The organism is Streptomyces sp. NPDC048473, from assembly GCF_043200155.1.
Lineage (GTDB): Bacteria > Actinomycetota > Actinomycetes > Streptomycetales > Streptomycetaceae > Streptomyces.
The window spans coordinates 1-25,468 of the sequence record NZ_JBICXE010000046.1 but is presented as its reverse complement, the minus strand read 5'-3'; the positions used below and the strand labels follow the sequence as shown (position 1 = coordinate 25,468).

At 70.0% G+C, this 25,468-nt stretch carries 14 protein-coding genes and 1 pseudogene; 6 read left to right on the top strand and 9 right to left on the bottom strand.

Going from position 1 to position 25,468, the window contains the following annotated elements; genetic code table 11:
• Positions 1-93: 93 nt before the first annotated feature.
• Both ACGFU7_RS39915 and ACGFU7_RS39910 read left to right on the top strand, forming a co-directional pair.
• The gene (locus tag ACGFU7_RS39915; protein WP_393702837.1) at positions 94-1,332 is read left to right on the top strand and encodes a DUF4032 domain-containing protein; all 1,239 of its coding nucleotides are present in this window, start codon (positions 94-96) and stop codon (positions 1,330-1,332) included.
• 115 nt (positions 1,333-1,447) lie between these two features.
• A complete protein-coding gene (locus ACGFU7_RS39910) occupies positions 1,448-4,153 on the top strand; it encodes a SpoIIE family protein phosphatase (protein WP_393702835.1) in 2,706 nt (901 codons plus the stop codon).
• Between the two features lie 107 nt (positions 4,154-4,260).
• Here the strand turns inward: ACGFU7_RS39910 and ACGFU7_RS39905 are convergent, their stop codons facing one another.
• Entirely contained in the window at positions 4,261-5,397 is a 1,137-nt protein-coding gene (locus tag ACGFU7_RS39905) for a PP2C family protein-serine/threonine phosphatase (RefSeq protein WP_393702833.1), read from the bottom strand.
• 345 nt (positions 5,398-5,742) lie between these two features.
• Positions 5,743-6,000 (bottom strand): annotated as a pseudogene (locus tag ACGFU7_RS39900) (PAS domain-containing protein); the annotation flags it as partial.
• A 450-nt stretch (positions 6,001-6,450) separates the two neighbouring features.
• Between ACGFU7_RS39900 and ACGFU7_RS39895 the strand changes: the two are divergent.
• The 4 genes from ACGFU7_RS39895 to ACGFU7_RS39880 all read left to right on the top strand — a co-directional run bounded on the left by ACGFU7_RS39895 (position 6,451) and on the right by ACGFU7_RS39880 (position 11,243).
• Positions 6,451-6,744 (top strand): hypothetical protein, encoded by a 294-nt coding sequence (locus tag ACGFU7_RS39895; protein WP_393702832.1) that lies wholly within the window; start codon positions 6,451-6,453, stop codon positions 6,742-6,744.
• The gene (locus ACGFU7_RS39890; protein WP_393702830.1) at positions 6,734-9,595 is read left to right on the top strand and encodes a GH92 family glycosyl hydrolase; all 2,862 of its coding nucleotides are present in this window, start codon (positions 6,734-6,736) and stop codon (positions 9,593-9,595) included. The genes ACGFU7_RS39895 and ACGFU7_RS39890 overlap by 11 nt, the downstream gene beginning before the upstream one ends.
• Before the next feature lie 231 nt (positions 9,596-9,826).
• Complete coding sequence (locus ACGFU7_RS39885) at positions 9,827-11,023, top strand: cytochrome P450 (protein ID WP_393702828.1); 1,197 nt, start codon at positions 9,827-9,829, stop codon at positions 11,021-11,023.
• A gap of 31 nt (positions 11,024-11,054) precedes the next feature.
• A complete protein-coding gene (locus tag ACGFU7_RS39880; RefSeq protein WP_393702826.1) occupies positions 11,055-11,243 on the top strand; it encodes a ferredoxin in 189 nt (62 codons plus the stop codon).
• A gap of 19 nt (positions 11,244-11,262) precedes the next feature.
• Here the strand turns inward: ACGFU7_RS39880 and ACGFU7_RS39875 are convergent, their stop codons facing one another.
• From ACGFU7_RS39875 to ACGFU7_RS39845, 7 genes are all read right to left on the bottom strand, one after another.
• Positions 11,263-12,000 (bottom strand): SDR family oxidoreductase, encoded by a 738-nt coding sequence (locus ACGFU7_RS39875; RefSeq protein ID WP_393702824.1) that lies wholly within the window; start codon positions 11,998-12,000, stop codon positions 11,263-11,265.
• Between the two features lie 135 nt (positions 12,001-12,135).
• A complete protein-coding gene (locus ACGFU7_RS39870; protein ID WP_393702822.1) occupies positions 12,136-13,422 on the bottom strand; it encodes an MFS transporter in 1,287 nt (428 codons plus the stop codon).
• 88 nt (positions 13,423-13,510) lie between these two features.
• A complete protein-coding gene (locus ACGFU7_RS39865; protein WP_393702820.1) occupies positions 13,511-13,717 on the bottom strand; it encodes an MbtH family protein in 207 nt (68 codons plus the stop codon).
• Between the two features lie 66 nt (positions 13,718-13,783).
• Positions 13,784-15,280: an amino acid adenylation domain-containing protein gene (locus ACGFU7_RS39860; protein WP_393702818.1), complete on the bottom strand. Its 1,497-nt coding sequence runs from the start codon at positions 15,278-15,280 to the stop codon at positions 13,784-13,786.
• Entirely contained in the window at positions 15,277-18,624 is a 3,348-nt protein-coding gene (locus ACGFU7_RS39855) for an amino acid adenylation domain-containing protein (RefSeq protein WP_393702816.1), read from the bottom strand. Before ACGFU7_RS39855 ends, ACGFU7_RS39860 begins: the two co-directional genes overlap by 4 nt.
• The gene (locus ACGFU7_RS39850) at positions 18,617-20,416 is read right to left on the bottom strand and encodes a carbamoyltransferase (protein WP_393702815.1); all 1,800 of its coding nucleotides are present in this window, start codon (positions 20,414-20,416) and stop codon (positions 18,617-18,619) included. The genes ACGFU7_RS39855 and ACGFU7_RS39850 overlap by 8 nt, the downstream gene beginning before the upstream one ends.
• A 50-nt stretch (positions 20,417-20,466) precedes the next feature.
• The coding region (locus tag ACGFU7_RS39845; RefSeq protein WP_393702813.1) for an amino acid adenylation domain-containing protein at positions 20,467-25,468 on the bottom strand (5,002 nt) is incomplete at its 5' end.

Below are 25,468 nucleotides of genomic sequence, written 5' to 3'. Positions count from 1 at the left end.
CAAGAAGCTCAGGCTTTCACCCCCTTGGCCACGGTGCTCGCGACCAGCTGCGTCACACTGGTGTTCCCGTCACCGTACGAGCGAGGCGACCCGATGGCTTTGCAGTTCAGCGCCACCAACCCCGAACACCCCGCGTTGCTTCTCGAACTGCCCTGGCACCTGCCGCTCGAAGAGTGGCCGGAGAAGCATCTGGTGACGCTGCCGCGAGGCATCTCCCGCCACGTCGTTCGCTATGCCCGAGCGGGGGCCGACGTGGTGGCGGTCAAGGAGCTCGCCGAACGGCCGGCGGTGCGCGAGTACGAGCTTCTGCGTACCCTTGCCCGGCTGGGGATACCCGCGGTGGATCCACTCGCGGTGGTTACCGGGCGCACCGGCAGCGACGGGGGACCGCTGGAGCCGGTGCTGATCACCCGTCATCTCAACGGGTCCCTGCCTTATCGCTCGATGTTCGAGACGACCATGCGTCCGACCACGATGCACCGGCTGATGGACGCCCTCGCCGTACTCCTGGTCCGGCTGCATCTGGCGGGGTTCGCCTGGGGCGACTGCTCGCTGTCCAACACGCTCTTCCGCCGGGACGCCGGCGCCTATGCCGCCTACCTTGTAGATGCGGAGACCGGCGATGTGCACAGCCGACTCAGCACAGGGCAGCGTGAATACGACATCGATCTGGCCCGGGTGAACATCAGTGGAGAGATGCTCGACCTGGAGGCCGCCGGCGCACTCCATCCCTCGGTGGATCCGATCGCGTTCGGCGCAGAGATCTGTCAGCGGTACGAGGAGCTGTGGAAAGAGCTGACCCGCACTTCGGTCTATCCCGCCGGTAAGTATCACTACATCGAACGTCGTGTGCGCAGGCTCAATGATCTCGGCTTCGATGTCGCCGAGATGCAGATCGTCAACTCCGCGAACGGTGACACGATCACATTCGTCCCCAAGGTTGTCGACGCAGGCCATCATCAGCGTCAGCTGCTTCGCCTCACCGGGCTCGATGCCGAGGAGAACCAGGCCCGGCGGCTCCTCAACGACCTCGAGAGCTGGATGGCGACACAGGAGGACTACGCGCCGGGCGACTCGCTCGGCGCCCGTGCGGAGGTGCTTGCACACCGCTGGGTCCGCGAGGTCTTCAGGCCCACGGTGCGTGCCGTTCCGCAGGATCTCCGGAGCTCCATGGACCCGGCCGAGCTCTATCACGAGCTGCTGGAACACCGGTGGTACATGTCCGAGCGGGCACAGCTGGACGTCGGTCTGGAAGCGGCCGTGGCGGACTTCATCACCACTGTTCTTCCCGGCCGCGACACCGAAGCGCCGCCGACGAGCGATTCTCCGTAACCCGCGTGACTCCGTCCACAACCCGCGTGACTCCGGCCACCGGGCGCGCCCAACGGTCGTCGCGCACTGTGCCGAGGGGGTCGCCCAGCGTGTGTGGAGGGTGTACAAAGAGGGCATGACCGGACGGTACGGCCGCCGACGCTCGGTTCTCAAGATGCGAACTGTCGCAGGTCAGGTCTTTCTCCTGCAGGTGGCGATTGTCGTGTTGCTCGTGGCCGCAGCCGTGGCGGCGCTCGTGCTGCAGTCCCGAGCCGACAGCGAAAGAGAAGCCCGCAGCCGTTCGGTCGCTGTCGCCGAGGTCTTTGCCGATTCACCGGGGATCGAGGCAGCGCTGAAGAGCCCGAACCCGACCGCGGTGCTGCAGCCGTTGGCCGAGAGGGCCCGGAAACTCTCGGGAGTCGACTTCATCGTCGTGTTGAACCGGGCCGGAATCCGCTACACCCACCCCCTGCCCGACCGGATCGGGAAGAAGTTCGTCGGCAACCTGGAGCCCGCGCTGAACGGCGGCATCGTCGTCGAGAAAATCACCGGAACCATTGGCCCACTCGTACAGGCAGTGGTGCCCGTCATCGGCAGTGATGGCACCGTTGTGGGCCTCGTGTCCGCCGGAATCACCATCGACCGCGTGGGCGGCGTCGTCGAGCAGCAGTTTCCTCTCCTGTTCGGATCCGCCGCGGGGATCCTGCTGATCACCACGGCCGGGACGGCGCTGATGAGCAGACGGCTGCGCCGCCAGACCCACGGCCTCGGCCCCACCGAGATGACTCGGATGTACGAGCATCACGACGCCGTCCTGCACGCGGTGCGGGAGGGCGTGCTCATCATCGGCGGCGACGGTCGGCTGCTGCTCGCCAATGACGAGGCCCGTCGGCTGCTCGGCCTGCCGACGGACGTGGAGGGACGTGCGACGACCGAGCTGGGGCTGGATCCGGTCACCACGGAGCTGCTGGTCTCGGGGAGGACCGTGACCGACGAAGTGGTTCCGGTCGGCGAACGCTTGCTCGCTGTCAACCAGAGGCCGACCGACCGGGACGGCGGCCCGCCCGGCAGCGTCACGACACTGCGTGACACCACCGAGCTCCGGGCACTCACCGGCAGGGCCGATGTGGCGCGGCGGCGGCTGAATCTGCTGTACGAGGCCGGCGCGGAGATCGGCACCACCCTCGACGTGGTGCGCACGTGCGAGGAACTGGCGGAGTTCGCGAGGGCCCACTTCGCCGACTTCGCCACCGTCGATGTGGCGGAGGCCGTACTGCGCGGCGAGGAGCCGACGGCCGCGGGCACGGATGAGGGGTGGCGTCGTACCGCCTTCGGCGGCCTCCGGGAGGACACGGCGCTCTATCCCGTCGACTCGGTGATCCGCTTTCTGCCGACCACGCCCATGGGGGCCGGCCTGCGCAGGGGTGAGGCGGTGCTCGACGCGGATCTGGCGGCCTTCTCCGGGTGGCAGCAGCAGGATCCCGCACGGGCCCGGCAGCTCGTCGACTACGGATTCCACTCGATGATCGCGATTCCGCTGCGCGCCCGCGGTGCCATTCTGGGCGTTGTCCTGTTCTGGCGTTCGGCGAAGTCCGAGCCGTTCGAGGACGAGGACCTGTCCGTCGCCGAGGAACTGGTCGCCCGGGCCGCGGTGAGCATCGACAACGCCCGCCGTTACACCCGCGAGCACACCATGGCGGTGACCCTGCAGCGCAGCCTGCTGCCGCGCGGTGTCCCGGAACAGAGCGCCATCGACGTCGCCTACCGGTACGTGCCCGCACAGGCCGGACTGGGCGGGCTCGGCGGTGTCGGCGGGGACTGGTTCGACATCATCCCGCTGTCCGGCGCCCGCGTCGCGCTCGTGGTGGGCGATGTCGTCGGCCACGGACTGCACGCCGCCGCGACCATGGGGCGCCTGCGCACGGCGGTCCACAACTTCTCCACGCTGGACCTGCCGCCCGACGAAATCCTGTGGCACCTCGACGAACTGGTCGCCCAGATCGACCAGGACGAGGCCGTCGACAGCGCCGACGCGGGAGTCACCGGCGCCACCTGCCTCTATGCGATCTACGATCCGGTGTCCGGGCGCTGCACCATGGCGCGGGCCGGTCACCTCCAACCGGTGATCGTCAGCCCGGACGGCACCTCGGTATTCGCCGATGTGCCCGGCGGCCCGCCGCTGGGGCTCGGGGGGCTGCCCTTCGAGACCCTCGAAGCGCCGCTGCCCGAGAACAGCCGCCTGGTGCTCTACACGGACGGTCTCGTCGAGGACCGGCACCGGGACATCGACGAAGGGCTGGCGCTCCTGCGCCGGACCCTCGCCGAGAACGCCGACCGGACCCCCGAGGAGACCTGCGAGGCGGTCCTGCGCACCCTCGTGCCCGAGCGCGCCTGCGACGACATCGCGCTGCTCGTCGCCCGTACACGCAGGCTGGACGCCGCGGACGTGGTCCAGCTGGACGTACTGTCCGACCCTTCATCGGTGCCCCGGGTACGGGTCGAGGTGTCCCGCAAGCTGGCCGAGTGGGATCTGGCGGAGGAGGCGTTCACCACGGAGCTGATCATCAGTGAACTGGTCACCAATGCCATTCGTTACGCCACGGGCCCCATCGGTGTACGGCTGCTCCGTGACCGCTCCCTGATCTGCGAGGTCTCCGACCACAGCAGCACCTCGCCTCATCTGCGGCAGGCTGCCACCACGGACGAGGGGGGCCGCGGGCTGTTCCTCGTCGCTCAGTTCGCCGACCGATGGGGGACTCGCTACACGGACCACGGCAAGGTCATCTGGACGGAACAGGCGCTGCCGGCTGTCCCGCCGCCGAGCAGCCCATCCGTTCCGTGACGCCGCCCCGGCGCGCGGCCCGGCGGCCTCCTTCGAACCAGGCAGGTGCAGACCCCTCAGGCCCGGCGTGCCAAGGCTCGGGCCGAGGCCCGAAGGCCCCGGGACGCCTACGTCAGGGTGAGAGCGAGCACGGCCCGGTCGTCGCTCGCTCCGGCCGCCGACCACTTGTCCGTGTCGTCCCTGATGAAGGACACGAGAGCCTCGGGGTCCAGAGGCCTGCGGCCGTTACCGAAGTGATCCGTCAGCCGGTCCATCACCGGATAGAACTCGCCCCCCGCGTTCCGCGCCTCGCTCACCCCGTCCGTGTACAGAAGGATCACTTCCCCTGCCCGCAGTGGGTGAGTGGTGACCTCCGCGCTCCCGAGGCTCAGGTTGCCCAGCCCCAGAGGAAGTGCAGGGGCGGTACGAAGCCGTTGCGTGCCGTGCGGCGTGAGCAGCAGCGGTGACGGATGTCCGCGATCGACGATCCTCACCGAGCCTCCCTCGGGTGGGAATTCCAGAATGAGAGCCGTGACGAACAGCTCCTCGTCGCCTGCCGGGCATCCGGCATTGCGGGCGATACTGAGCTCAAGGTGTTCCGCGAGACGGCTCAGGTCCGTCCACTCGTGGGCGGAGACCCGGAAGCTCCCCAGGACAGCGGCGACCGTCTGAACGGCATCCAGCCCTTTCCCGCGTACGTCACCGAGGACGACCCGCACGCCGAACGGGGTCTCGCACAGGTCGTAGAGGTCACCACCGACGAGCGTGCCGCCCTCACCCGCCTCGTAGAAGCCCGCTGCCCGTACCGGACCGAGCCGTTCCGGGAACGGGCGCAGCAGCGTCGTCTGCATGGCCTCGGCAACCGAGCGGGCGTGGACCAGGCTGGCCTCGGCCCGGATCCGCTGCCGGGACAGCGCGACGCTGGCGACGCCGATCAGTGCGGTGGCGATGTAAATGGCCACATGGTGCTGCTCCGCGAAGTGCCCCGGGCGCAGGGAGGCCATCCACATCTCCAGCCCCAGACATACGACGGTCATCCCGGCGGTGTGCCGCGGGCTCCGGGTGGCGGCCGCCAGGGGCGGGGCTCCGACGAGCAGGAAGCTCAGCGGCTCGCTGCTGTGGAGCAACGCCAGATCCACCAGCACGTCCACGGCAATGAGCAGCAGGGGAAGCCACCAGACCCACGTCCTGTCGCCACCGGGCCGAGGACGCCACCGCGGTAGGCCCTTGATCCCTCCCGCCCCGCCTTCACCGGCATGTGACATATGGGAACCCTATGCGCATTTCGTATCCTTCCTCCATTGCTGAGCTGACCCACTGGCTGTCTTCCGCGGCACCACCCACTGTCGTAGCCGCGGATCGCGGAGGCCGCGCCGACGGCACCGTCGTGCCCGCTTCGCGTCCGAAGTTGTTCTGCCCGGTCGGGAGCTGTCGGCATGCAGGGATCACGGCGTGGGTGAGCAGGCGGGGGCGCGGGGTGTGGTGACGATCGCAGGCGCGGGCTCATAGGCGGACGACGACGAGGGCGATGTCGTCACTGGCGCCGCCGCTGACGCCGAGGTGGGCCGGCAGGGCATCGGCGAGGCGTTCCGGGCCCAGTCGCCGGTAGCTGCCATCGTGTCCCGCTCTTTCGAGTCGAGGGCCCGGCGCAGCGAGGCGTCCAGGTTCCGCACACCGTCCGCGTCGGGGTCCGCCGGATTGTCCGGGAAGGCTTCGAAGAGGTGCTGCCCGATCAGATCCTGCCTGCTCCGGGCGGCCGCCCGCAGATACGCCTCGTTGACGTCGACGATCACAGAGTCGGGGTCCAGTACCAGGTACGGACTGGGCGTGGCTGCGAACAACCCCCTGTAATCGATCTGCGGTGTCACGGGTCCCGTGCCGGCCTTCCGGTGCTCGAGGTGTTCTCGCCAATCTACGAAGCGAGTGGCGTCCGCGCCCGCCCTGATCCGCCATCCGCTGCCATCACGGAAAGGACGGCGGCCGCGAGCGCATGCCCTCGGCGGGAGTGGCTGAAGAGGCGGCCGGGCTGTTCGCGGTGGACGGTCCGTCGCCGGTCTGTGCGCAGGTGCCTGCGAGTGCTCCGGCCGAAAAGGTGAGGAGCACCGCCGTCACGAGACCGAAAGCCGGCTCGGCGCGGCGAACTCACGTCTGTGCCCGCCTCTTGACGGGACGTGACCACTTCACGGAATGTGTGGTGGGCCTGAGCCGCACCCGCACCGGAGGCGTACGTGAGACGTTGGAAGACTCGAAGCGCAGTGACCGCCGCCGCGGCGGCACTGCTCCTGGGAACAGTGCAACCTGCCGTGGCATCCGCCGTCGTGACAACGTTGTCAACACCCAAGGCCGGCGCGCAGCTCGTCGACGATCCCGCCGATTACGTCGATCCGCTCATCGGCACGGGACGCGGCGGTTCGACCGTGGGCGAGATCAACAACTTTCCCGGTCCTTCGGTCCCGTTCGGGATGATGCAGTTCTCACCCGATACACCCGGTTCGTACGCCGGGTACCAGTACCACAGCGACCGGATCCGAGGCTTCAGCATCGATCACGCCTCGGTCGGCTGCACGGCCTTCGGAGATGTGCCGATCCTGCCGGTGACCGGTGACCGGTGACGTCGGTTCGGCGCCGTGGGACCGTACCGAGCACTTCTCGCACACCGGCGAAGAGGCCGAGCCCGGCTATTACGCGGTCACGCTCGACGACTCGAAGGTCCGCGCCGAGCTGACCGCGTCCACGCGTACCGGCCTCGCCGCGTTCACCTTTCCCGAAGATGGCAAGGCGGCGCAGGTCCTGGTCAAGGGTGGTGGGAGCCTCGCCGGAGACAAGAAGGCCGACATGCGGATCGTCGGTGACCGGCAGGTCACCGGCTCCGCCACCACGGGCAACTTCTGCGGCAAGGGCAACGAATACACCGTTCACTACGCGATCACCTTCGACCGTCCATTCACCGCGCACGGCACCTGGGACGGAAAGTCCGTATCGAAGGACAGCGATACGGTGGATGCGCCCAAGGCCGGCGCATATCTGACGTTCGACACCGCCGAAGCGCGCACGGTGCGCGCCAAGATCGCCATGTCGTACGTGTCTGTGGACGGCGCCCAGGCCAACATGGCGTCCGAGGTGCCCGGTTGGAGCCTGGATGAGCTGCGGGAGCAGACGAGGGACCGGTGGACCAAGGAGCTCCGCAAGGCGCGGGTCGCGGGCCGGAGCGCCGATGAGCTGAAGACGTTCTACACCGCGCTCTACCACTCGCTGATGCACCCGAACACGTTCAACGACACCGACGGCCGCTACATCGGCTTCGACGACAAGGTCCGTACGCTGCCCAAGGGTCGTACTCAGTACGCCAACTTCTCGGACTGGGACACCTACCGCTCTCTCGCCCCTCTTCAGGCCCTGCTGTGGCCCAAGGAGGCGAGCGACATGGCGCAGTCCCTGGTCAACGACGCCGAACAAGGCGGATGGTGGCCGCGCTGGCCGCTCGCGAACAGCTACACGGGACAGATGACCGGCGACAACTCCGTGCCCCTGATCGCCAGCCTGTACGCCTTCGGCGCCCGCGACTTCGACCTCAAGACCGCGCTGAAGTACCTGGTCAAGGGCGCGACGACGGTGGACGGCACTCCGGGCGCCTACCAGGAGCGTCCGGACATCGCCAACTACATCGAGCGCGGCTACGCACCCAACAACGACGCCTCGCGCGGCGACCATCAGCGCGTCGGTGGGTCGGTCACGCTGGAATGGGCGATCGACGACTTCGCCATCGCGCAGCTCGCCCGCGCCGCCAAGGACACGGACACCGCGCGGACTTTCACACGTCGCGGCCAGAACTGGCAGAACATCCTCAACCCCGCCACCGGCTATCTCCAGCCGCGCGGCGAGGACGGCCGTTTTCCGGACGGGCCCGGCTTCCAGCCGCCCCCGGAAGGCAAGTTCGGCCAGGACGGCTTCGACGAAGGGAACGCCGCACAGTACAACTGGCTCGTACCGCAGAACACCGCCGGTCTGATCGCGGCCATGGGCGGCCGGGACGTCGCCTCCGAGCGGCTCGACACATTCTTCACCAAGCTCAACGCAGGTCCGAACGAGCCGTACATGTGGGCCGGCAACGAGATCAACTTCGGTGTGCCGTGGGTCTACAACCACCTCGGTATGCCGTGGAAGACGCAGAAGGCGGTACGGGACACCGCCACGACCCTGTTCAGTCCCACTCCGGACGGCGAGCCGGGCAATGACGATCTCGGCGCACAGTCCTCGTGGTACGTCTGGGCCGCTCTCGGTCTCTATCCTTCGACTCCAGGTACGCCCGATCTCACCGTGCACAGTCCGTTGTTCGAACGGGCCGTGCTGGACCTGCCGGGGGGCGGCGCCGATCTGGACATCCGGGCTCCGAAGGCTTCGACGGACACTCCGTATGTGCATGACCTCAAGCTCAACGGCCGCAACTGGGAGCGCACTTATCTGCCGCAGTCGGTGGTGACGAACGGCGGACGACTCGACTTCTCCCTGTCCGGCACACCGGACACCGGCTGGGCGACCTCAAAGAAGGCGGCGCCGCCGTCGTACCGCACGGGTGAGCGTGCCTTCCTGGCCAACGCGACCCCCAGCCGGACCACCGCCGAGCCAGGCGGAGACGGAGCGGAACTCACGGTCGCCGCGCAGCGCCTCGCCGGGCGTGACCGGACCTTGACGGTCACCGCCAAGGCGCCGAAGGGCCTGACCGTGAGCCCGGGAAGTACCGGGCTGAAGCTCGATCCCGCGACCGGTTCGGGCAGCGCGGCGCTGACGGTGACGGCCGGGCCGGAGACCGCAGAGGGCTATTACGAAGTGCCGCTGACCGTGTACGGAAGCGGACAGGCCGATCCCGTACAGCTGTTCGCGATCGTTCTGGTCGCATCGAAGGGCAGCCTTTCGGCCGCCTACGACAACACGGGGCTGTCCGACGACGCGGATCACGGCCAGGGCGACTACGACGGGGACGGGAACAGCTACTCGCGCCAGGCGCTGTCGGCGGCCGGGCTGAAGGGCGGAACGCGTCTGGACATCTCGGGCACCTCCTTCACCTGGCCGGCCGCGCCGCAGGGCCGGCCGGACAATGTCGCCGCAGACGGCCAGACGATTGATCTGACCGCCGCCGCGAAGGACGCCGAACGGCTGCTGTTCGTGGGATCGGCGACCGACGGCGATCACGAGGGCAGTGCCACCGTGACCTTCACCGACGGCAGTACGGCGAAGGCGGATCTGTCGTTCGGCGACTGGACCAAGCCCGGCGGCGGCACGGACCCGGTCCTCGGTAACGCACTCGTCGCGCGGGCCGACCATCGGAACCAGGCCGGAGGCAACGGCTCCGCTGTTTATGTCTTTGCCACCACACCGTTCCAGGTCCCGGAGGGCAAGCGGATCAAGAGCGTGACGCTTCCTCACAACCTTGACCTGCACGTATTTGCCACCGGGCTCGGCTGACGCGAGCACGGTACGGGGTGCGGCGCGGGCCGGAGCAGCCGTCGGGGCTGCCGGTCCGCGCGGCCGTGTCCGCCGGTGGCTCGCGAGGCGGGACGCAGGTCGCGGCGTTACGCTGCCGGGGGGCCGCACACCCGGCGAGTTGGCTGAACATTGCGTAGACTAGTTAGGTGACTGAGGCATCTAGTGGGGGAGACCGGTAGGAATCCCTCCGTCCTCTTTGCGAGGCTCGCCATGGCAGACACCGAGACCGTCTCCTTCCCGCAGGACCGCACCTGCCCGTACCACCCGCCGACGGAATACCGGCCACAGAACGACGGGCAACGGCCGCTGTCTCCCGCCAGACTCTTCGACGGCCGCCGGGTGTGGCTGGTGACCGGGCACGCCGAGGCGCGTGCGCTGCTGGTCGACCGGCGATTGTCGGCCGACCGGGAGAACCCCGAGTTCCCGGTGTTCACCGAGCGGGTGGCCCGGAGCACCAGACGGCGTATCGAACTGATCGGCGTCGACGACCCCGAGCACAACGCACAGCGCCGGATGCTGATCCCGAGCTTCTCCGTGAAGCGGACCGCCGCATTGCGGCCGAGGATCCAGGAGACCGTGGACCGGCTGCTGGACGCCATGATCGAGCAGGGCCCGCCCACCGATCTGGTGAGCGCCTTCGCGCTGCCCGTTCCCTCGATGGTGATCTGTGCGCTTCTCGGCGTTCCGTACGCCGACCACGACTTCTTCGAGTCCCAGTCGCGCAGGTTGCTGCGCGGCCCCGGGGCCGCGGATATCGAGGCCGCGCGGGCGGCGCTCGACGAGTACTTCCGGTCACTGATCGAGCGCAAGCGGTCCGACCGGGGCGAGGGGCTGCTCGACGAGCTCATCGCTGAGCAGCTCGACACCGGGGCCATCAGCCGTGACGAACTGGTCCAGCTGGCCGAGATCCTGCTGATAGCGGGCCACGAGACGACCGCGAACATGATCTCGCTGGGCACGTTCACTCTCCTTCAACATCCGGTCCAGCTGGACCGGATGCGCACATCCGAGGACCTGATGCCCGCCGCGGTGGAGGAGTTGCTGCGATTCCTGTCCATCGCGGACGGCATCTCACGGGTGGCGACGGAGGACATCGAGGTGGGTGGGGTGACCATCCGGGCAGGTGAGGGCGTCGTACTGTCCACTTCGGTGATCAACCGGGACGAAGCCGCGTACCCGTCGCCGGACGAACTGGACCTCGGCCGGCAGTCGCGCCACCATGTCGCCTTCGGCTTCGGGATCCATCAGTGCCTCGGTCAGAATCTTGCGCGGGCCGAGCTGGAGATCGCGCTGCGCACCCTCTTCGACCGGCTGCCGGGGCTGCGGCTGGCGGCACCCGTCGACGAGATCCCGTTCAAGCCCGGCGACACGATCCAGGGCATGCTCGAACTGCCCGTGGCGTGGTGACCGGACCCCTCCTGGAAAGGATGCTGTGGTGATGCGGATCAGTATCGACAGGGATGTATGCATCGGCGCCGGCCAGTGCGCGCTGACCGCGCCGAAGGTCTTCACCCAGGACGACGACGGCTTCAGCGAACTACTGCCGGGCCACGAGGAGGACGTGGCTGACCCGATGGTCAAGGAAGCCGCCCGCGTCTGCCCGGTGCAGGCGATCACGGTGGAGTAGGGGAGCGGCGGAGCTCCGGCTACGGCTGCTGAAGCCAGTCCGTGTAGTGCGTGGGGGCACGGTCGGCGTCCGCCGGCGCGGTCAGGACATCTCCGGTGGCCATGGCGAACATGCCCGCCCGGTCGTCGGTGACCACGCGGCGGCCGTCGGGACGTGCGGCCAGAGTGATCCGACCGAGCTCGTCGAGTGGGAAGACGTCAGGGCCCGCGATGTTCCGGATGCCCTGCAACGGCGTTTCGGACGCGGCCCGCACGACAGCCGCGGCGACGTCGGAAGCAGCGATCGGCTGCAAGGGGGTGGTAGGCAGACGGACGGTGTCGCCGTCGGTCGTCCAGGACAGGACCGCTTCGACGAACTCGAAGAACTGCGTGGCGCGCACGATCGAGTACGGCGTCGGTGCGTTCTTGAGGATGGTCTCCTGGGCGACCTTGGCCCGGTAGTAGTCGTACTGCTGCACGTGGTCCACGCCGACGATCGAGAGAATCACATGGTGGCGGACACCGGCCGCCTCCGCCGCCGCCGCGAGGTTGTTCATCGACGTTTCGAAGAAGTCGATGGACGATTCGTCGAATGCCGGGGAGTTCGTCAGGTTGATCACCACATCGGCGCCCGCGAGAACCCGCTCCAGACCTTCGCCGCTGATCACGTCGACTCCGGTGGACAGCGAAGCGGGTACGACATCGTGGCCGGCCGCTCTCAGCCGCTCGACCACCTGTGTGCCGATCAGGCCGCGTCCCCCCAGGACTGTGAACTTCATGGCGCACCCTTCGTCGAGTGTTTCAGGGCCCCGCGGGCGTCCGGGGCACAAGCTCCGTCCCGTACGCCCTTCGTCGTAGAAGCCTTCCACACTGCGCTTGGCGCGGCTCGTTCTGCGGGCCCGGACGCCCAGGGCTCACCCCACCCGCGGCTCGCCCGCGGGTGCGCCACTGTCCTGCTCGCGCGCAGGGGCCGCGCCCCGTCCGGGCCTGTCGTCGGCCGGGGCGTCCGCCACCGACGGCACCACCTCCGGAGCGGGAATCGAGCGGACCAGCAGACTGACCGCGCACGCCACCGTGGTCACCGTCATCACCAGGTACATGACCCGGTAGTCCAGCACCCCGATCAGCGCCGCGCCCGCCGTGAGCGACAGGGTCTGCGCCCCGTCCTTCGCGGTGTTGACCGTGGCGTTGACGCGGCCCTGCATCCGGGCCGGTGCGTACAGGTGCACCGCCGCCCCCAGTACCACGGCCACGAACGGCAGGCCCGCACCGATGAGCGTCGTCCCGACGAGGAAGAACGTCACATCGCGTGAGACGCACAGCAGCAGCCCCACCGCCACGAGTCCGTAGCCCACGCAGCTGGTACCGACGTCCCCCAGCCGCCGTATGACCGTCCCGGAGACCAGACCGCCGAGCGCGGAACCGGCGCCCTGGATCGACGCCATGACCCCGACGAACGCCGCCGGGCGGCCCAGGCCGTGATCGACGGCGGCGAAGGCCGCGGTCTCCAGCATGCCGATGCCGCCGAGGAAGACGACCATCGCCAGCGTCAACCGGAACAGCAGCGGTGTGCCGCGCAGATACCGCAGGCCGGCGGTGAGGGAGGTGCCGAAGGACTCCTCGACGGGGTCCGGTTCCGACTCGACCACCTTGACCGAGCCGATCAGCAGCGCGGCCGCGCTCAGTGTGAGCGCCCCCAGCACGGCCAGCGCGACGCCGCCGAAGGCCACGTACACCCCGGCGCCCGCCACCGGGGAGGCGATGCGTACGCCCTCCCTGGTGGCGATGAGGAGCGACCTGGCCTGGACCGCGTCGGACGACGGCAGCAGGTCCTTCAACAGCGCCTGCCGGGCGGGGGTGGAGACCAGCACCCCGTAGGCGAGGGCGACCACATAGATGATCCACAACTGGCCGGAGCCCCGGACGGCCAGCAGCGACAGCACGAGGACCGCCATCCCGCCGTACATCTTGACCAGCAGCGGTTTGCGGTGCACCCGGTCCACGAGGTGCCCCAGCAGGGGCGCGGACAGGCCCGGCACGGTGAGCGCCAGCATGACCAGACCGGCGGCGGCGTTCGAGCCGGTGAGATCCTTCGCCCAGATGGCGAGTGACAGAAACATGGCGCTGTCCCCGAAGCTGGAGACCGCCTCGCCGGCGAACATCCGACGGAACTGCGCATTGCGGCGAAGAAGCGCCCACACGGCTGACCTCCACTGCTGGCTGGGGATACGGCCGGGGAAGGCACCCGTACGACGACGGTTCCTTCCCCGGCCCTGGGTCGGTGAGCTCTCAGTTCTCGCCCATGGCCACCCGCAGGCTCCTGGGGCGCATGTCCGTCCAGACCGCGTCGATGTGGGCCAGGCACTCCTCGCGCCCACCGCTGAAGTCCGTGCGATGCCAGCCGGCCGGGACCGGCCGCCCTTCGGCCCAGAGGCTGTACTGCTCCTCGTCGTTGTGGACCACGCTGTACCGGGTGCCGGTCGTCTGCTCGCTCATGATTGCGCTGCCTTTCCTGACTGACGGTTGAATCGACTGGAGGATTTGTTCGGGCGCACGACTTGCTCAGGGACGTCTCAGGCGCTCCTCGACGATCCGCCGCACCCCGTTGCGGTCGGTCTTCCCCGAGGCGTTGCGCGGCAGTTCGTCGAAGAACAACAGGCGCCCCGGCCGCATGTGGACCGGCAGGTCCCGCCGCAGGCGTTCACGCAGCGCGGCCTCGGCGGCCCCTGGGCCCACGGGTTCGCCGTCCCCGGACCCGCACACCACGGCGAGATGCAACTCGGCCCGCCCACGCAGTGCTTCGGTGAGCAGGGCGACCGCCTGCGAGACGCCCGGGGTTCGCTCGGCGACCGACTCGATCTCGCCCAGCTCGACCCGGTGCCCCCGGATCTTCACCTGGTCGTCGATCCGGCCGTGGAAGAAGAACTGCCCGTCGGCACCGATCCGCACTATGTCGCCGGTCAGATAGGCACGGGAGCCGTCGGGGCCGGTGGTGAAGGACCGGGCGGTGAGGCCGGGCTCACCGACGTAGCCGCGCGCCACGCCGACCCCGTAGAGGCAGAGCTCACCGACCTCACCCTCGGGAACGGGCTGCCGCGACCCGTCCAGCACCTGGGCGCTCAGACCGGTGATCGGTACGCCGATCGGCAGCGGGTCCCGGTAGGGCGGACGGACCTCGGTGCACAGGCCGCAGACGGTCGTCTCGGTGGGGCCGTACCCGTTCCACAAGGTACCGACGACCCCGTCCAGCTCCTTGGCCAGCGCGGCGGGCAGCGCCTCCCCGGCGCTGACCAGGTGGGTGAAGGCCCGCTCACCGGCCAGGAAGGGAAGCAGTAACCGCAGCTGGCTGGGTGTGGCGAACGCGGCGCCGGGCTCCTGGGCGAGCAGCCATTTCGCGAAGAACTCCGGGTTGCGCGCACACCGCGACGGAGCGACGGCGATCGTGCCGCCGCTCGTCAGCGGCACCAGCATCTCCGGCACGGACATGTCGAAGACGATGCTGCTGTGCGCGAGCATTCGGTCGCCCGGTCCCAGCCCCATGGCGCCGGAGAAGTAGTCCAGCATGGTGAGCAGCCCGGTGTGCTCGATCTCCACCCCCTTGGGAAGGCCGGTCGAGCCCGAGGTGAACAGGATGTACGCGGCAGGCTCGCCCCCGTCCGGTGGGGCGGCCGCCTCGGTCGCCCGCCCGGAGACCACGTCGGCGACGGCGGCGCGGACTGTGCCGTCGGCGTACGGAAAGGGAACGGCCGCCGCGCAGCGCGCCTGCCGGACCTGGTGGCGGCGGCGCTCGGCCGGCGCCGCCGGATCGAGGGGTACCGCCACCGCGTCCAGCAGCCAGGTCGCCAGCAGGGCGACCACATAGTCGGTGCCGTATCCGCACTCGACGGCGACCCGCGTACCGGGGCGCACCCCGTCCGCCGACAGCCCCGCCGCGCGGGCGCGGGCGGCGGACTCCAGTGCCGCGTAGCTCAGTTCGCCGCTCTCGTCGACGATCGCCGCGGCGTCCGGCTGGACCTGCGCCCAGTGCAGGAAGCGGCCCAGGGAAGGAGCGGTGCTCACAGCGCGCCTCCCGACAGCTCCAGCCGTACGAGGGTGGTGAGCCCGCGCAGGGTGGGGTTCTCGAAGAAGTCGACCAGATCGATCGTGACGTCCAGCTCCTCGTCGAGCCGGGCCAGCAGCCGCATGGCCTTGATGGAATGTCCGCCCGCGTTCAGGAAGTTGTCCTCCGGCCGGGCGCTCCCGGTGCCCAGTACCTCTTGCCAGAGCGCGGTGACCGCGCCGTCGACCGGGTGGCTGTCCTGCGCCGCATCGGTGTGCTCCGCCGGGGCGCCGTCACCGGACCCGGCCCCGGCCGACGCGGACAGGAGTGCCTCGCGGTCCGCCTTTCCGTTGGCGGTGACGGGGATGCGGTCGACGACGATCACCGTCGGCAGCATGTACTGCGGCAGTTCCCCGCGCAGTCCGTCCCCGAGCGCGGTGACGTCCACGGCCGCCTCCGGTTCGTCCGTGGCGGTGTCCGGAGCCACGAAGGCGAGGATCTCGGTGCCGTCGTCCGTGGGACGTCCGAGCACGACGGCGTCGGCCACCCCGTCCTGCCGCCGTACCGCTGCCTCGATCTCGGCGAGTTCGACGCGGTGGCCGCGCACCTTCACCTGGTCGTCGAGCCGCCCCACGTACTCGTACCGCTCACCGGGCAGGACCCGTACCTGGTCGCCCGTACGGTAGAGCCGCTGCCCGGGAAGCCCGGCGAACGGGTCGGGGACGAAGGCCGCGGCGGTCGGCGCGGGGGCATCGAGGTAGCCGTGGGCGAGTCCCTCGCCGCCCACGTGCAGTTCCCCGGTCCCGCCGACGCCGACCCGCTGCCCGGATGCGTCGAGGACGTACGCAGTGCTGCGCGGGAGCGGGCGGCCGAGCGGGACCACGCCCTCGGCGAGATCCTCGGCGGTCACCTCGTGGGTGGTGCTGAACGTGGTGTTCTCGGTGGGACCGTAGCCGTTCACCACTGTGGCGGGCGGGCCGGCCGCGAACAGCTTCCCCAGCCTGCGCGCATCGTGCTTCTCACCGCCGAAGAGCAGCACCCGCAGATCCCGGAAGGCGTCCGGTGCGAAGTCCACCATCTGGTTGAGGAGCGTCACGGTGAGGAACATGACGGAGATGCCCTCGTCGGCGACGAAGGAACGCATCCGCCGCGGTGACAGCAGCACGTCCCGGTCCGCGACGACGAGGGTGCCGCCGCCTGCCAGCGCTCCCCAGATCTCCAGCGTCGCCGCGTCGAAGGCGGGATTGGAGACATGTGCGACCCGGTCGGTGGGGCCGAACGTCACGAAGTCCGCGTCCGGCACCAGCCTTACGACGGCACGGTGTGGCACCACCACCGCCTTGGGACGGCCCGTCGAGCCCGAGGTGCAGATCACGTAGGCCACATCGGCGCCGGTCACCGCCGCCGGGGCCACCGAGGCCTCGTCGGTGACGAGCAGCTTCTCCAGCAGATGGGCGGGCACCACGTCCGCGAGCAGTTCGGCCGCCGCGTCGTCCGTGACGACGGCCGCCGTCGCCGCGGTCCGCACGATGTGCCGGGTGCGCTCGGCCGGCTGAGCGATGTCCACCGGCAGGTAGGCGGCGCCCGTGTACAGGATGCCGAGGCACGTGGTGACCGACGCGATGCCACGCTCCATGGGCACGGCCACCACTGAGCCGCGGCCGATCCCGGCCGTCCGGAGCCCGGCGGCCACCACGCTCGCCCGCCGGTCCAGCTCCCCGTACGTCAGCGTCGTCCGCCCGTGCCGTACCGCCACCGCGCCGGGGTGCTCCGCAGCCCGGCGGTGGACCATTTCGTGGATCGGGACGAACACGTCGACCGCGTTCGTACCGCGCTCCGGCAGGGGGGAGTCCGGCTGTGCGAAGGCGTCGCCGACGGCCGCCACCATGCGCCGGTGCAGGGCGGCCGCCGCCTCGCCGGTGAACAGGTCCGTGGAGTATTCCAGTTCACAGACCGTCCCGAGACCGGTCCGCGTGACCAGCCACAGCACCTCGTACTTCGCGGTGCCCGTGCCGATCTGCTCACGCTCGGCGCTGTGACCGTCCCACCGCAGCCCGCACCGTGTGGTGTCCATGTAGGTGAGGGCGGTCTGGGCCAGCGGTGCCCGCGAACGGTCGCTGCCGGACCGCACCTCCTCGACGAGCGTCTGGAACGGCACCTGCTGATGGGCCAGGGCACCGGTCACCACACGACGCACCAGCCGCATCACATCGCGGGCCGTGGCCCCCGGCCGGACGGTGAACCGCAGCGGCAGCGTGTCGACGAACATGCCGACCTCGCCCGCCTGGGCAGGACCTCGCGACGAGGCGGGCACGGCGAGCACCAGATCCCGGTCGCCCGTCACTGCGACGAGACCGGTCACATAGGCGGCCACCCACGCCATGAACGGACTGAGCCGCTCCTCCTCGGCCGACGACAGGATCGTCGACACCTGCGCGTCCGTGAGCACGATGCGATGGGCGGCGCCCGCGACACCGGGCCGCGCCGGACGGGTCAGATCGTGCGGCAGGGAAAGCGCGTCGGGGCAGCCGGCGAGCATCGTCCGCCAGTGATCCAGCGCCGCCTCGGCATCCCGGGGCCGTACGGACACGGCCTGCCGGACGGCGGACTCCCGCTCCCACTCGCTGCCTTCCGAGCCGGAGCCGTCCTCGTAGAGCTGCTGGAGCTGCGCCTCGACGAGATCCAGCGAGATCCCGTCACACACCAAGTGGTGTGCGGTCAGGACCAGTTCACTGCCCGAGTCGCCCCGGTCCACGACCAGGGCCCGCAGCAGCGGAGGCCGGCCGAGGTCGAACGGCGTGCGCACCTCGGTGTCGACGAGTTCGCGCACGCTGTCGTCCGAAACGCCCCGCGCGTCCACCCACCGGCAGGCCACCGAGACCTTTCGCGCGGTCAATGAAAGCGCGGGCTTCACGAAGCCGCGCCGCAGCGCCTCGTGCCGGGCCGCCAGCGTGTCGAGCGCGGCGCGCAGCCTGCTGACGTCGAGAGAGCCGGGGAAGCGGTAGCGGACGGCGAGATGGTAGACGGCGCTCCCCGGGTGGAGCTGTTCGGCGGTCCACAGCCGTTCCTCGGCGGCGGTCAGCTCCTTCGTCTCCGGCCCTCCCTCATCACCGCCGTTCAACGCCGCCGACAGCGCGCCGAACTCCGGGTACTCGTAGAGGACGTCCAGTTCGAGTTCCTGGCCGGTGAGTTCGCGCAGCGAGATCGCCACCTCCACGGAGAGGACGGAGTCGCCGCCCTCGTCGAAGAAGTTGCAGTCGTCGCGGATGTCGTCCAGGCCGAGGGCGTTCCGCCAGATCGCGGCGACGGCCTCACGGAGCTCCGCCACCGGCCGTGCCCCGGCGGGGGTGGGGCGCTCACTCATCGCTCGCTCCTGCGGCCTGGGCGGCCGACGGCCGGTCGCGGGTCACCAGCCAGTCGCCGATCGCCAGCGCGTCCAGCGTCGAGCGGGCGTACGTGGCGACCGCGACGTCCGGCGTCCGCACGATCGGCTGGCCGCGCAGATTGAACGAGGTGTTGACCACCATCGGGATGCCCCGGTCGTCACCGACTCGGCGGATCAGGCGCCAGAACCTCGGCGCACTCTCCCGGTCGACGGTCTGCACCCGGGCCGAGCCGTCGACATGCGTGATCGACGGCAGCTTCTCGCGGTACTCGGGCCGCACCTGCGCCACGAAGAGCATGTGACGGTACATCGACTCCTGACCGGGCTCGATCTCGAAGTACGTGGTCGCCTCCTCCGCCAGGACGGCCGGTGCGAACGGCCGGAACTCCTCACGCTGCTTCACGACGGTGTTCAGATGGGCACGCATGCCGGGTGATGCCGGGTCCGCGAGGATGCTCCGGTTGCCCAGCGCACGCGGGCCGAACTCCATCCGCCCCTGGAACCAGGAGACGACCTGCCCGGCACCGATCAGCGACGACACCTCGGCCAGCAGATCGTCCTCGGCCAGCTTCCGTACGGTGAACCCGGCACCCAGCCCACGCAGCTGCGCCTCGATCTCCGCGTCGTCGAACTCCTCGCCCCAGTACGGCATCGTCATCGGGGCCGGCGGCGCCGGTACATGCTGCTGGAGCTGCCACAGCGCCGCGCCGAGGGCCGTACCGTCGTCCCCCGACGCCGGCTGCACGAACACCCGGTCGAACAGACCGCTGCGGGCGATCACACCGTTGGCCGTGCAGTTCAGCGCGACACCGCCCGCCATGCACAGATTGCGGGAGCCGCCTGCGCTCTCGGCCGTCTCGCGCAGGACGTACAGCAGGCTCTCCTCCAGTTTGCGCTGGACGGTTGCCGCGACATCCATGTGCCGCTGGTCGAGCGGCGCCTCCGGATGCCGGGCAGGACCGAACAGCTCCTCCAGCCGCCGGATGGCCCCCCGGTGCGTCTCCCGCTCCGTCGGCGACTTGTCGTGCGCCAGGACGGGGGCCATCAGCCGCCCGCCCGGAGCCCTGCGCATCAGCTCGTCCGCCACATTCGCGTACCGGCCCGCGTCCCCGTAGGGCGCCAGACCCATCACCTTGTACTCGTCCATCCCCGGCAGGAATCCCAGGTACTGGGTGACGACGCTGTAGAGGATGCCCAGCGACGCGGATATGGAGTAACTGCGAACACCGTGCAACGCGTCACCGCTGCCCCGCAGGACCGACGTGGACTCGGCCTCGCCCATACCGTCGGCCACCAGCACCGTCGCGTCGGGGAACCCGCTCAGGTAGTAGCTGCTGGCGGCATGGGCGGCATGGTGGCCCACCCGGACGAACTTGCGTTCCCAGTCCTGGTCCGGATAGTGCGTACGCAACACCTCGTACTGCACGGCCTCGCTGTACACCTCCCGGTACCAGCGCCGGGCGAACTCGTCGCGCTCGAACGCGACGGACGGCTCGTACCGGAAGCCGTGCGCGACGAAGTCGACGTCGTCCAGGGTCACTCCTGCCATCCGCAGGCACGCCTCGACCGCGTCGACGGGGAACGCGCCCGTGCCCTTCACCCCGTCGTGCCGCTCCTGCGCCGAGGCGGCGATCACGCCCTGCTCCCCGACCAGCGCCGCGGCCGAGTCGAGGCCCTGCACCACACGCTGTTCCCGCCGGTCCAGACCGGGCAGCATGTTCTTCTTGACGGACAACGATCGGTCGAGTCCGCTGACACCGAGCACCAGCACGTCGAGTTCCTTTCGAAAGGGTCCAGCCGGATTCGGATGTGTACGGCGGATCAGGACCGGCCGGACACGCCCCCGTCGGTCTGATCTGTCGGATCGTCCGGGCCGGCGAACACCCCGGCCACGTCCCCGATCCAGGGCTCCCGCATGAGCTGGTAGTGGTCGCCGTCGGCGTACGAGACGCGCAGCGTCCCGGCGAACCGTTCCCATCCGGTGATCGCGGCACGGACGGCCGCCTCCTCACCCCGGCGGGACATCACGAGGTGCACGGGGCCCGGGTAGGGGGAGGGCCGGTGTCCGGCCAGGCCGGACAGCATCCCCTGCCAGAACTCCATGAGTGACGCGGTGACGGGACCGTTCAGCTCGGCCAGCGCCTCCGCGTCCACGCCGAGCAGCCGCAGCACGTCGTCGATGGCGTGCTCCGCGAGGAGCCGGCGCGGTCCCAGCCGTGCCACATCGCTGCGCAGCCGTTCCAGCGCCGCCGCGTCCGCCGCCGTGTCGGGCCCCTGCTGGGGAGCGGCGTCGATGATGACGACACGATCGGCCACGATGTCCCGGTCCGCCAGCCGTGAGGCGACCTCGTGCGCCAGCACACCGCCCGCCGACCAGCCGGCGATCACGGGCCGCCGCCCCTGGAGCAGGGGTGCCAGTTCGCGGGCGTAACCCGACGCCAGCGAGGCGAAGTCCGCCGTGTCCCGGCCGCCCATCAGGTCCCCCTGTACGCCGAGGACCTCGAAGGAGCCCGCGACCCGGGCCGTCAGATCCCGGTAGCAGAAGAGTGTGCCGCCGAGCGGATGCACCAGCACCAGAGGCTGGAGCCCGGGAGAGCCGCCGAGGCCGATGACGCTGCGCGGGCCGCCGCTTCTATCCTTGCGCTCCCGCGCATGCCGGGCGTCGTCGAGGTACGCGGCCTGACCCGCCAGCGTGGGAGTGCTGTACAGCTGGGGCAGCGGAACGGTGGTGCCGAACGCGGCGCCCAGCTCGCCCGCGAGCCGTACGGCCAGCAGACTGTGCCCGCCGATCGTGAAGAAGTCGTCCTGCCGGCCGGCACGAAGGCCGAGGAGCTTGTGCCACACCTCGGCGACGCGCCGTTCCGTCCGCGAGAACGCCGACTCCGCCGCGCCACGGGCCGGTCCGCCCGGACCCTCGGTCCCCTCAGGACCTTCGGTTCCGCCGGGACCCGAGCCGGGGCCGGTGGCCCGCAGGGCGGCACGGTCCAGCTTTCCGGCCGGGGTGAGCGGCAACCTGTCGACCACGACGAAGTGCGCCGGCACCGCCGCCGACGACAGCCGGGAGGCGGCATGCCGTCGCAGTTCCCGCTGGTCCGGGGCACCGCCCTGGGCCGGTACGACGTTGGCCAGCAGCCCCTCGTGGTCAGGATGGCGGCCGACGATCGCGGCGGCAACGCCCGGATGGGCGCGCAGCACCGCTTCGACCTCCTCCGGCTCGACGCGCTCGCCGAGCACCTTCAGCTGGTGATCCACCCGCCCCAGGAATTCCAGATCGCCGGAGTCCGTGAGGCGGCCGACGTCCCCCGTACGGTAGAGGCGGCTGCCCGCCGGGCCCCAGGGGTCCGGCACGAAACGCTCGGCCGTGACCCCGGGCCGGTCGAGGTAGCCCCGGCCCACCCCGGCGCCGCCGACGCAGATCTCACCCGCGGTGCCGGGCGGCACTTCATACCCTGCGGCATCCAGGAGATGGATCCGGGTATTGGCACAGGGCCGGCCGATGACAGGTCCGCCGCCCCCGGTCACCCGTGCCACGGTCGCCTCGACCGTCGCCTCCGCCGGCCCGTAACTGTTGAAGGCCCGCACGCCGGGCCGCTCGCCCAACGCCGCCCACAGGTCGGGCGGGCACGCCTCGCCGCCGAAGACGAGCAGCTGGGGCGGCCACGGTGCATCCAACAGCCCGTGTTCGACGAGGAGTTGAAGCTGGAGGGTGGTGGTGTCGATGACGTCCACGGCCCGCTCGGGATCATGGGCGCGGGCGACGAGATGGCCGGGGTCACGCCGCTGCTCCTCGCTCAGCACACACAGCGTGTGACCGTCGAGCACCAGGAGAACCTGCGCCAGCAGGAAGTCGGAGATGTACGCCGACGTGCCGGTCACCACCCGCAGCGGCTTCTCGGCGCCCAGCGAACGGGTGCGCCCGAGCGGGGTACCCACCGCATAGGCGGCGAGGCTGCCGTGTTCGATCATGACGCCCTTGGGGCCGCCGGTGGTGCCGGACGTGAACATCACATAGGCCAGGTCCCGGGCGCTCACGGACGGCAGCGCGGAACTGTCCCGGCCGGCCCCGGACCGCGTCCCGGCGTCCTCCGCGCCCGGCTCGTGCGTGACGGCTGACAGGTCGAGCAGTCGGTGACCGCCCGGGGCAGCCTCCGGATCGTCAGTGATCAGCAGCACGGGCCGGACCTGTTCCAGCATCGAGCGCAGGCGGTGCCCCGGCAGCCCGGGATCGAGCGGGACGAACGCGGCCCCCGCCTTCCACACCGCCCAGAAGGTGGTCAGCGCGGCCGATCCGGGCCGCAGGAAGATACCGACGAGATCGCCGTGACGTACCCCGTCCCGACGCAGCCGCCGGGCGAGGCGGTCGCTGTCCGCGTCCAGCCTGGCCAAGCTGATCCGCCTCTCGCCGTCCTCGATCGCGAGCGCGTCCGGGGTACGGGCCGCCTGCTGCCGCAGCAGCTCGTGCACCGGGACACCGCCCGCTGCCCGCGCGTCCGCCGTGTCGTTCAGCGCGTCGAGCAGTGCCCGCTCGGCCTCGCTCAGCAACCGCGCCCCGTGCGCGTCGGCTCCGATGTCCGCCGCCACCGCCTCCAGCGCCCGCAGGTGGTAGTCACGCAACCGGGTGACCTGGCCGGCCGACAGCTCCGCGGTGTCGTACTCCAGCTCCAGCCACATCCCGCCGAGCACCGATTCCCGGCTGAGCGTGACGCTGAACGGGAAGCTCGTGGGGGCCACGCCCGGGACGTCGTTGCCCGGTCCCTCCTTGGCCAGCGCACCCGCCTCGGCGAGCGCACCGAACTGCGGAAAGCTGTTGTAGGTGAAGTTGACCTCGAACAGCGGTGCACCACCGAGCTCGCGCCGCAGCGCGGCCATCGGATACCTGCGGTGCGGGAGCATCTCGCGCTCGGCGTCGAATACGGCCCGCGCCAGATCGGCCCAACTGCCCTCCGGCAGACGGAGCCTGAACGGCACGGTGTTGAGGAAGAGGCCCCGCACCTCGGCCCCGTCGGTCTCCTCCAGCCTCCCGTTGGCAGTCAGCCCGGTGACGACATCCGGGCTCCCCGTCGCAAGGCTCAGCGCACGCAGATGGGCGGCCAGCAGCACTGCCTTGAGCGGAACCCCGGCCTGTGCGGCACTGTGCTCCAGCGCGGTGAGGAGCTGTGGGGGCAGATGTGTGGTGACGCTGCGGTAGCCCGGCTCGTCGGACAGCTCGGCCGAGTCGCGGGGGAGTCGGGTGTCGGGGCGGTCGGTGAGGAGGTTGTGCCAGTAGGTGGTGTGTGCGGGGGTGGTGAGTGCGGTTTGTTCGGCTGCGATGTAGTCGCGGTAGGTGGAGCGGAGGGGTGGGAGTGTGGGGGTGTTGCCGTCGAGGAGGGTGTGGTAGGTGTCGATGATTTCGGCGAGGGTGGAGGCGAGGCTCCAGCCGTCGAGGATGGCGTGGTGGTCGGTGACGGTCCACTGGAAGGCGTCGTCGGACAGCACATGGACCGTCATCCGGAACAACGGCGCGGCGCCGATGTCGAACACCTTCGCCCGCTCGGTACGGACGCACTCCCGCAGAGCCGTGCGCTGCGCGTCGTCTCCGAGACCCCGCAGATCCAGCACCGTCAGCTGCACATCGGTGTCCGTGTGCACCAGCTGGAGCGGCTTGCTGTACCCGGTCAGCGCCAACGACGTACGCAGAATGGGATGCCGCTTCACCACCAGCGCGAGAGCGCGCCGGAAGACCGGAGCGTCGAACGGGCCGGCGACCGGAAGGTTCTCGACGTTCAGATAGGGGTTGCGGTCGGGGTCGCGTTGCATTTCGTAGACCATGCCGACTTGGAGTTCGGCCATGGGGTAGGCGTCGTCGAGGTGGTGGGGGAGGTGGTCGCGGTCGTGGGGGGTGAGGAGGGAGAAGGGTTGGGTGGTGGGTGGTGTGGTGGCGGGTTGCGTTGTGGTTGTGGTGGTGGCGAGGTCGGCGAGTGTGGGGTGGTTGAAGAGGTCTTGGAGGTGGAAGGTGAGTCCGTTGTCGCGGGCTCGGCCGAGTATTTGGATGCTGCGGATGGAGTCGCCGCCGAGGTCGAAGAAGTTGTCGTGGCGGCCGACGCGGTCGACGCCGAGAACGTTGCTCCAGATCGTCGCGAGCAGCTCCTCGGTCCCGGGCAGCGGAGCGATGAACTCGGCTGTCAGTTCCGGGCGTTCGGTCGTCGGAGCGGGCAACGCCCGGTGGTTGAGCTTGCCCTGCGGAGTGAGCGGCAGGGCGTCGAGGAAGACGAAGTTCCTCGGGATCATGTAATCGGGGAGGTGGCCGGCGAGGGCGTCTCGGAGATCGCTGGTGGTGGGCCGGTCGGCGTCCGGCTCCGGCACGAGATAGGCGACGAGATCCGCACGGTCCTCAAGATCGTCCCGGACGACGACAACGGCCTGCCGGACCGTCTCCAGTCGGCCCAACTGGTCTTCGATCTCTCCCGGTTCGATGCGGAAACCGCGGATCTTGACCTGTGCGTCGGCCCGGCCGAGGTACTCCAGGTCGCCGCTGGACGTCCAGCGGGCGAGGTCGCCACTGCGGTAGAGGCGGGCACCGGGGGCCGGCGTCAGGTGATCCGGTACGAATCGTTGTGCGGTGAGAGCGGGCTGACCGGTGTATCCACGTGCCAGGCCCGCGCCGCCGATGTGGAGTTCCCCGACCACTCCGATCGGGGTGGGGTTCCCGTACGGGTCGAGGACATGGAGGCGCAGGTCCGGCAACGCCGTTCCGATCCTGCTGGCTCCGCTGTCCAGTTGGTGTTCGTCGATTTCGGTGGTGGTGACGTGGACGGTGGTTTCGGTGATGCCGTACATGTTGATG

Excerpts from the sequence above, each read along its gene's own strand:
- ACGFU7_RS39915 (WP_393702837.1), top strand. The coding sequence starts at position 94 with ATGGCTTTGCAGTTCAGCGCCACCAACCCCGAACACCCCGCGTTGCTT.
- ACGFU7_RS39910 (WP_393702835.1), top strand. The coding sequence starts at position 1,448 with ATGACCGGACGGTACGGCCGCCGACGCTCGGTTCTCAAGATGCGAACT.
- ACGFU7_RS39905 (WP_393702833.1), bottom strand. The coding sequence starts at position 5,397 with ATGTCACATGCCGGTGAAGGCGGGGCGGGAGGGATCAAGGGCCTACCG.
- ACGFU7_RS39885 (WP_393702828.1), top strand. The coding sequence starts at position 9,827 with ATGGCAGACACCGAGACCGTCTCCTTCCCGCAGGACCGCACCTGCCCG.
- ACGFU7_RS39880 (WP_393702826.1), top strand. The coding sequence starts at position 11,055 with ATGCGGATCAGTATCGACAGGGATGTATGCATCGGCGCCGGCCAGTGC.
- ACGFU7_RS39875 (WP_393702824.1), bottom strand. The coding sequence starts at position 12,000 with ATGAAGTTCACAGTCCTGGGGGGACGCGGCCTGATCGGCACACAGGTG.
- ACGFU7_RS39865 (WP_393702820.1), bottom strand. The coding sequence starts at position 13,717 with ATGAGCGAGCAGACGACCGGCACCCGGTACAGCGTGGTCCACAACGAC.
- ACGFU7_RS39855 (WP_393702816.1), bottom strand. The coding sequence starts at position 18,624 with ATGAGTGAGCGCCCCACCCCCGCCGGGGCACGGCCGGTGGCGGAGCTC.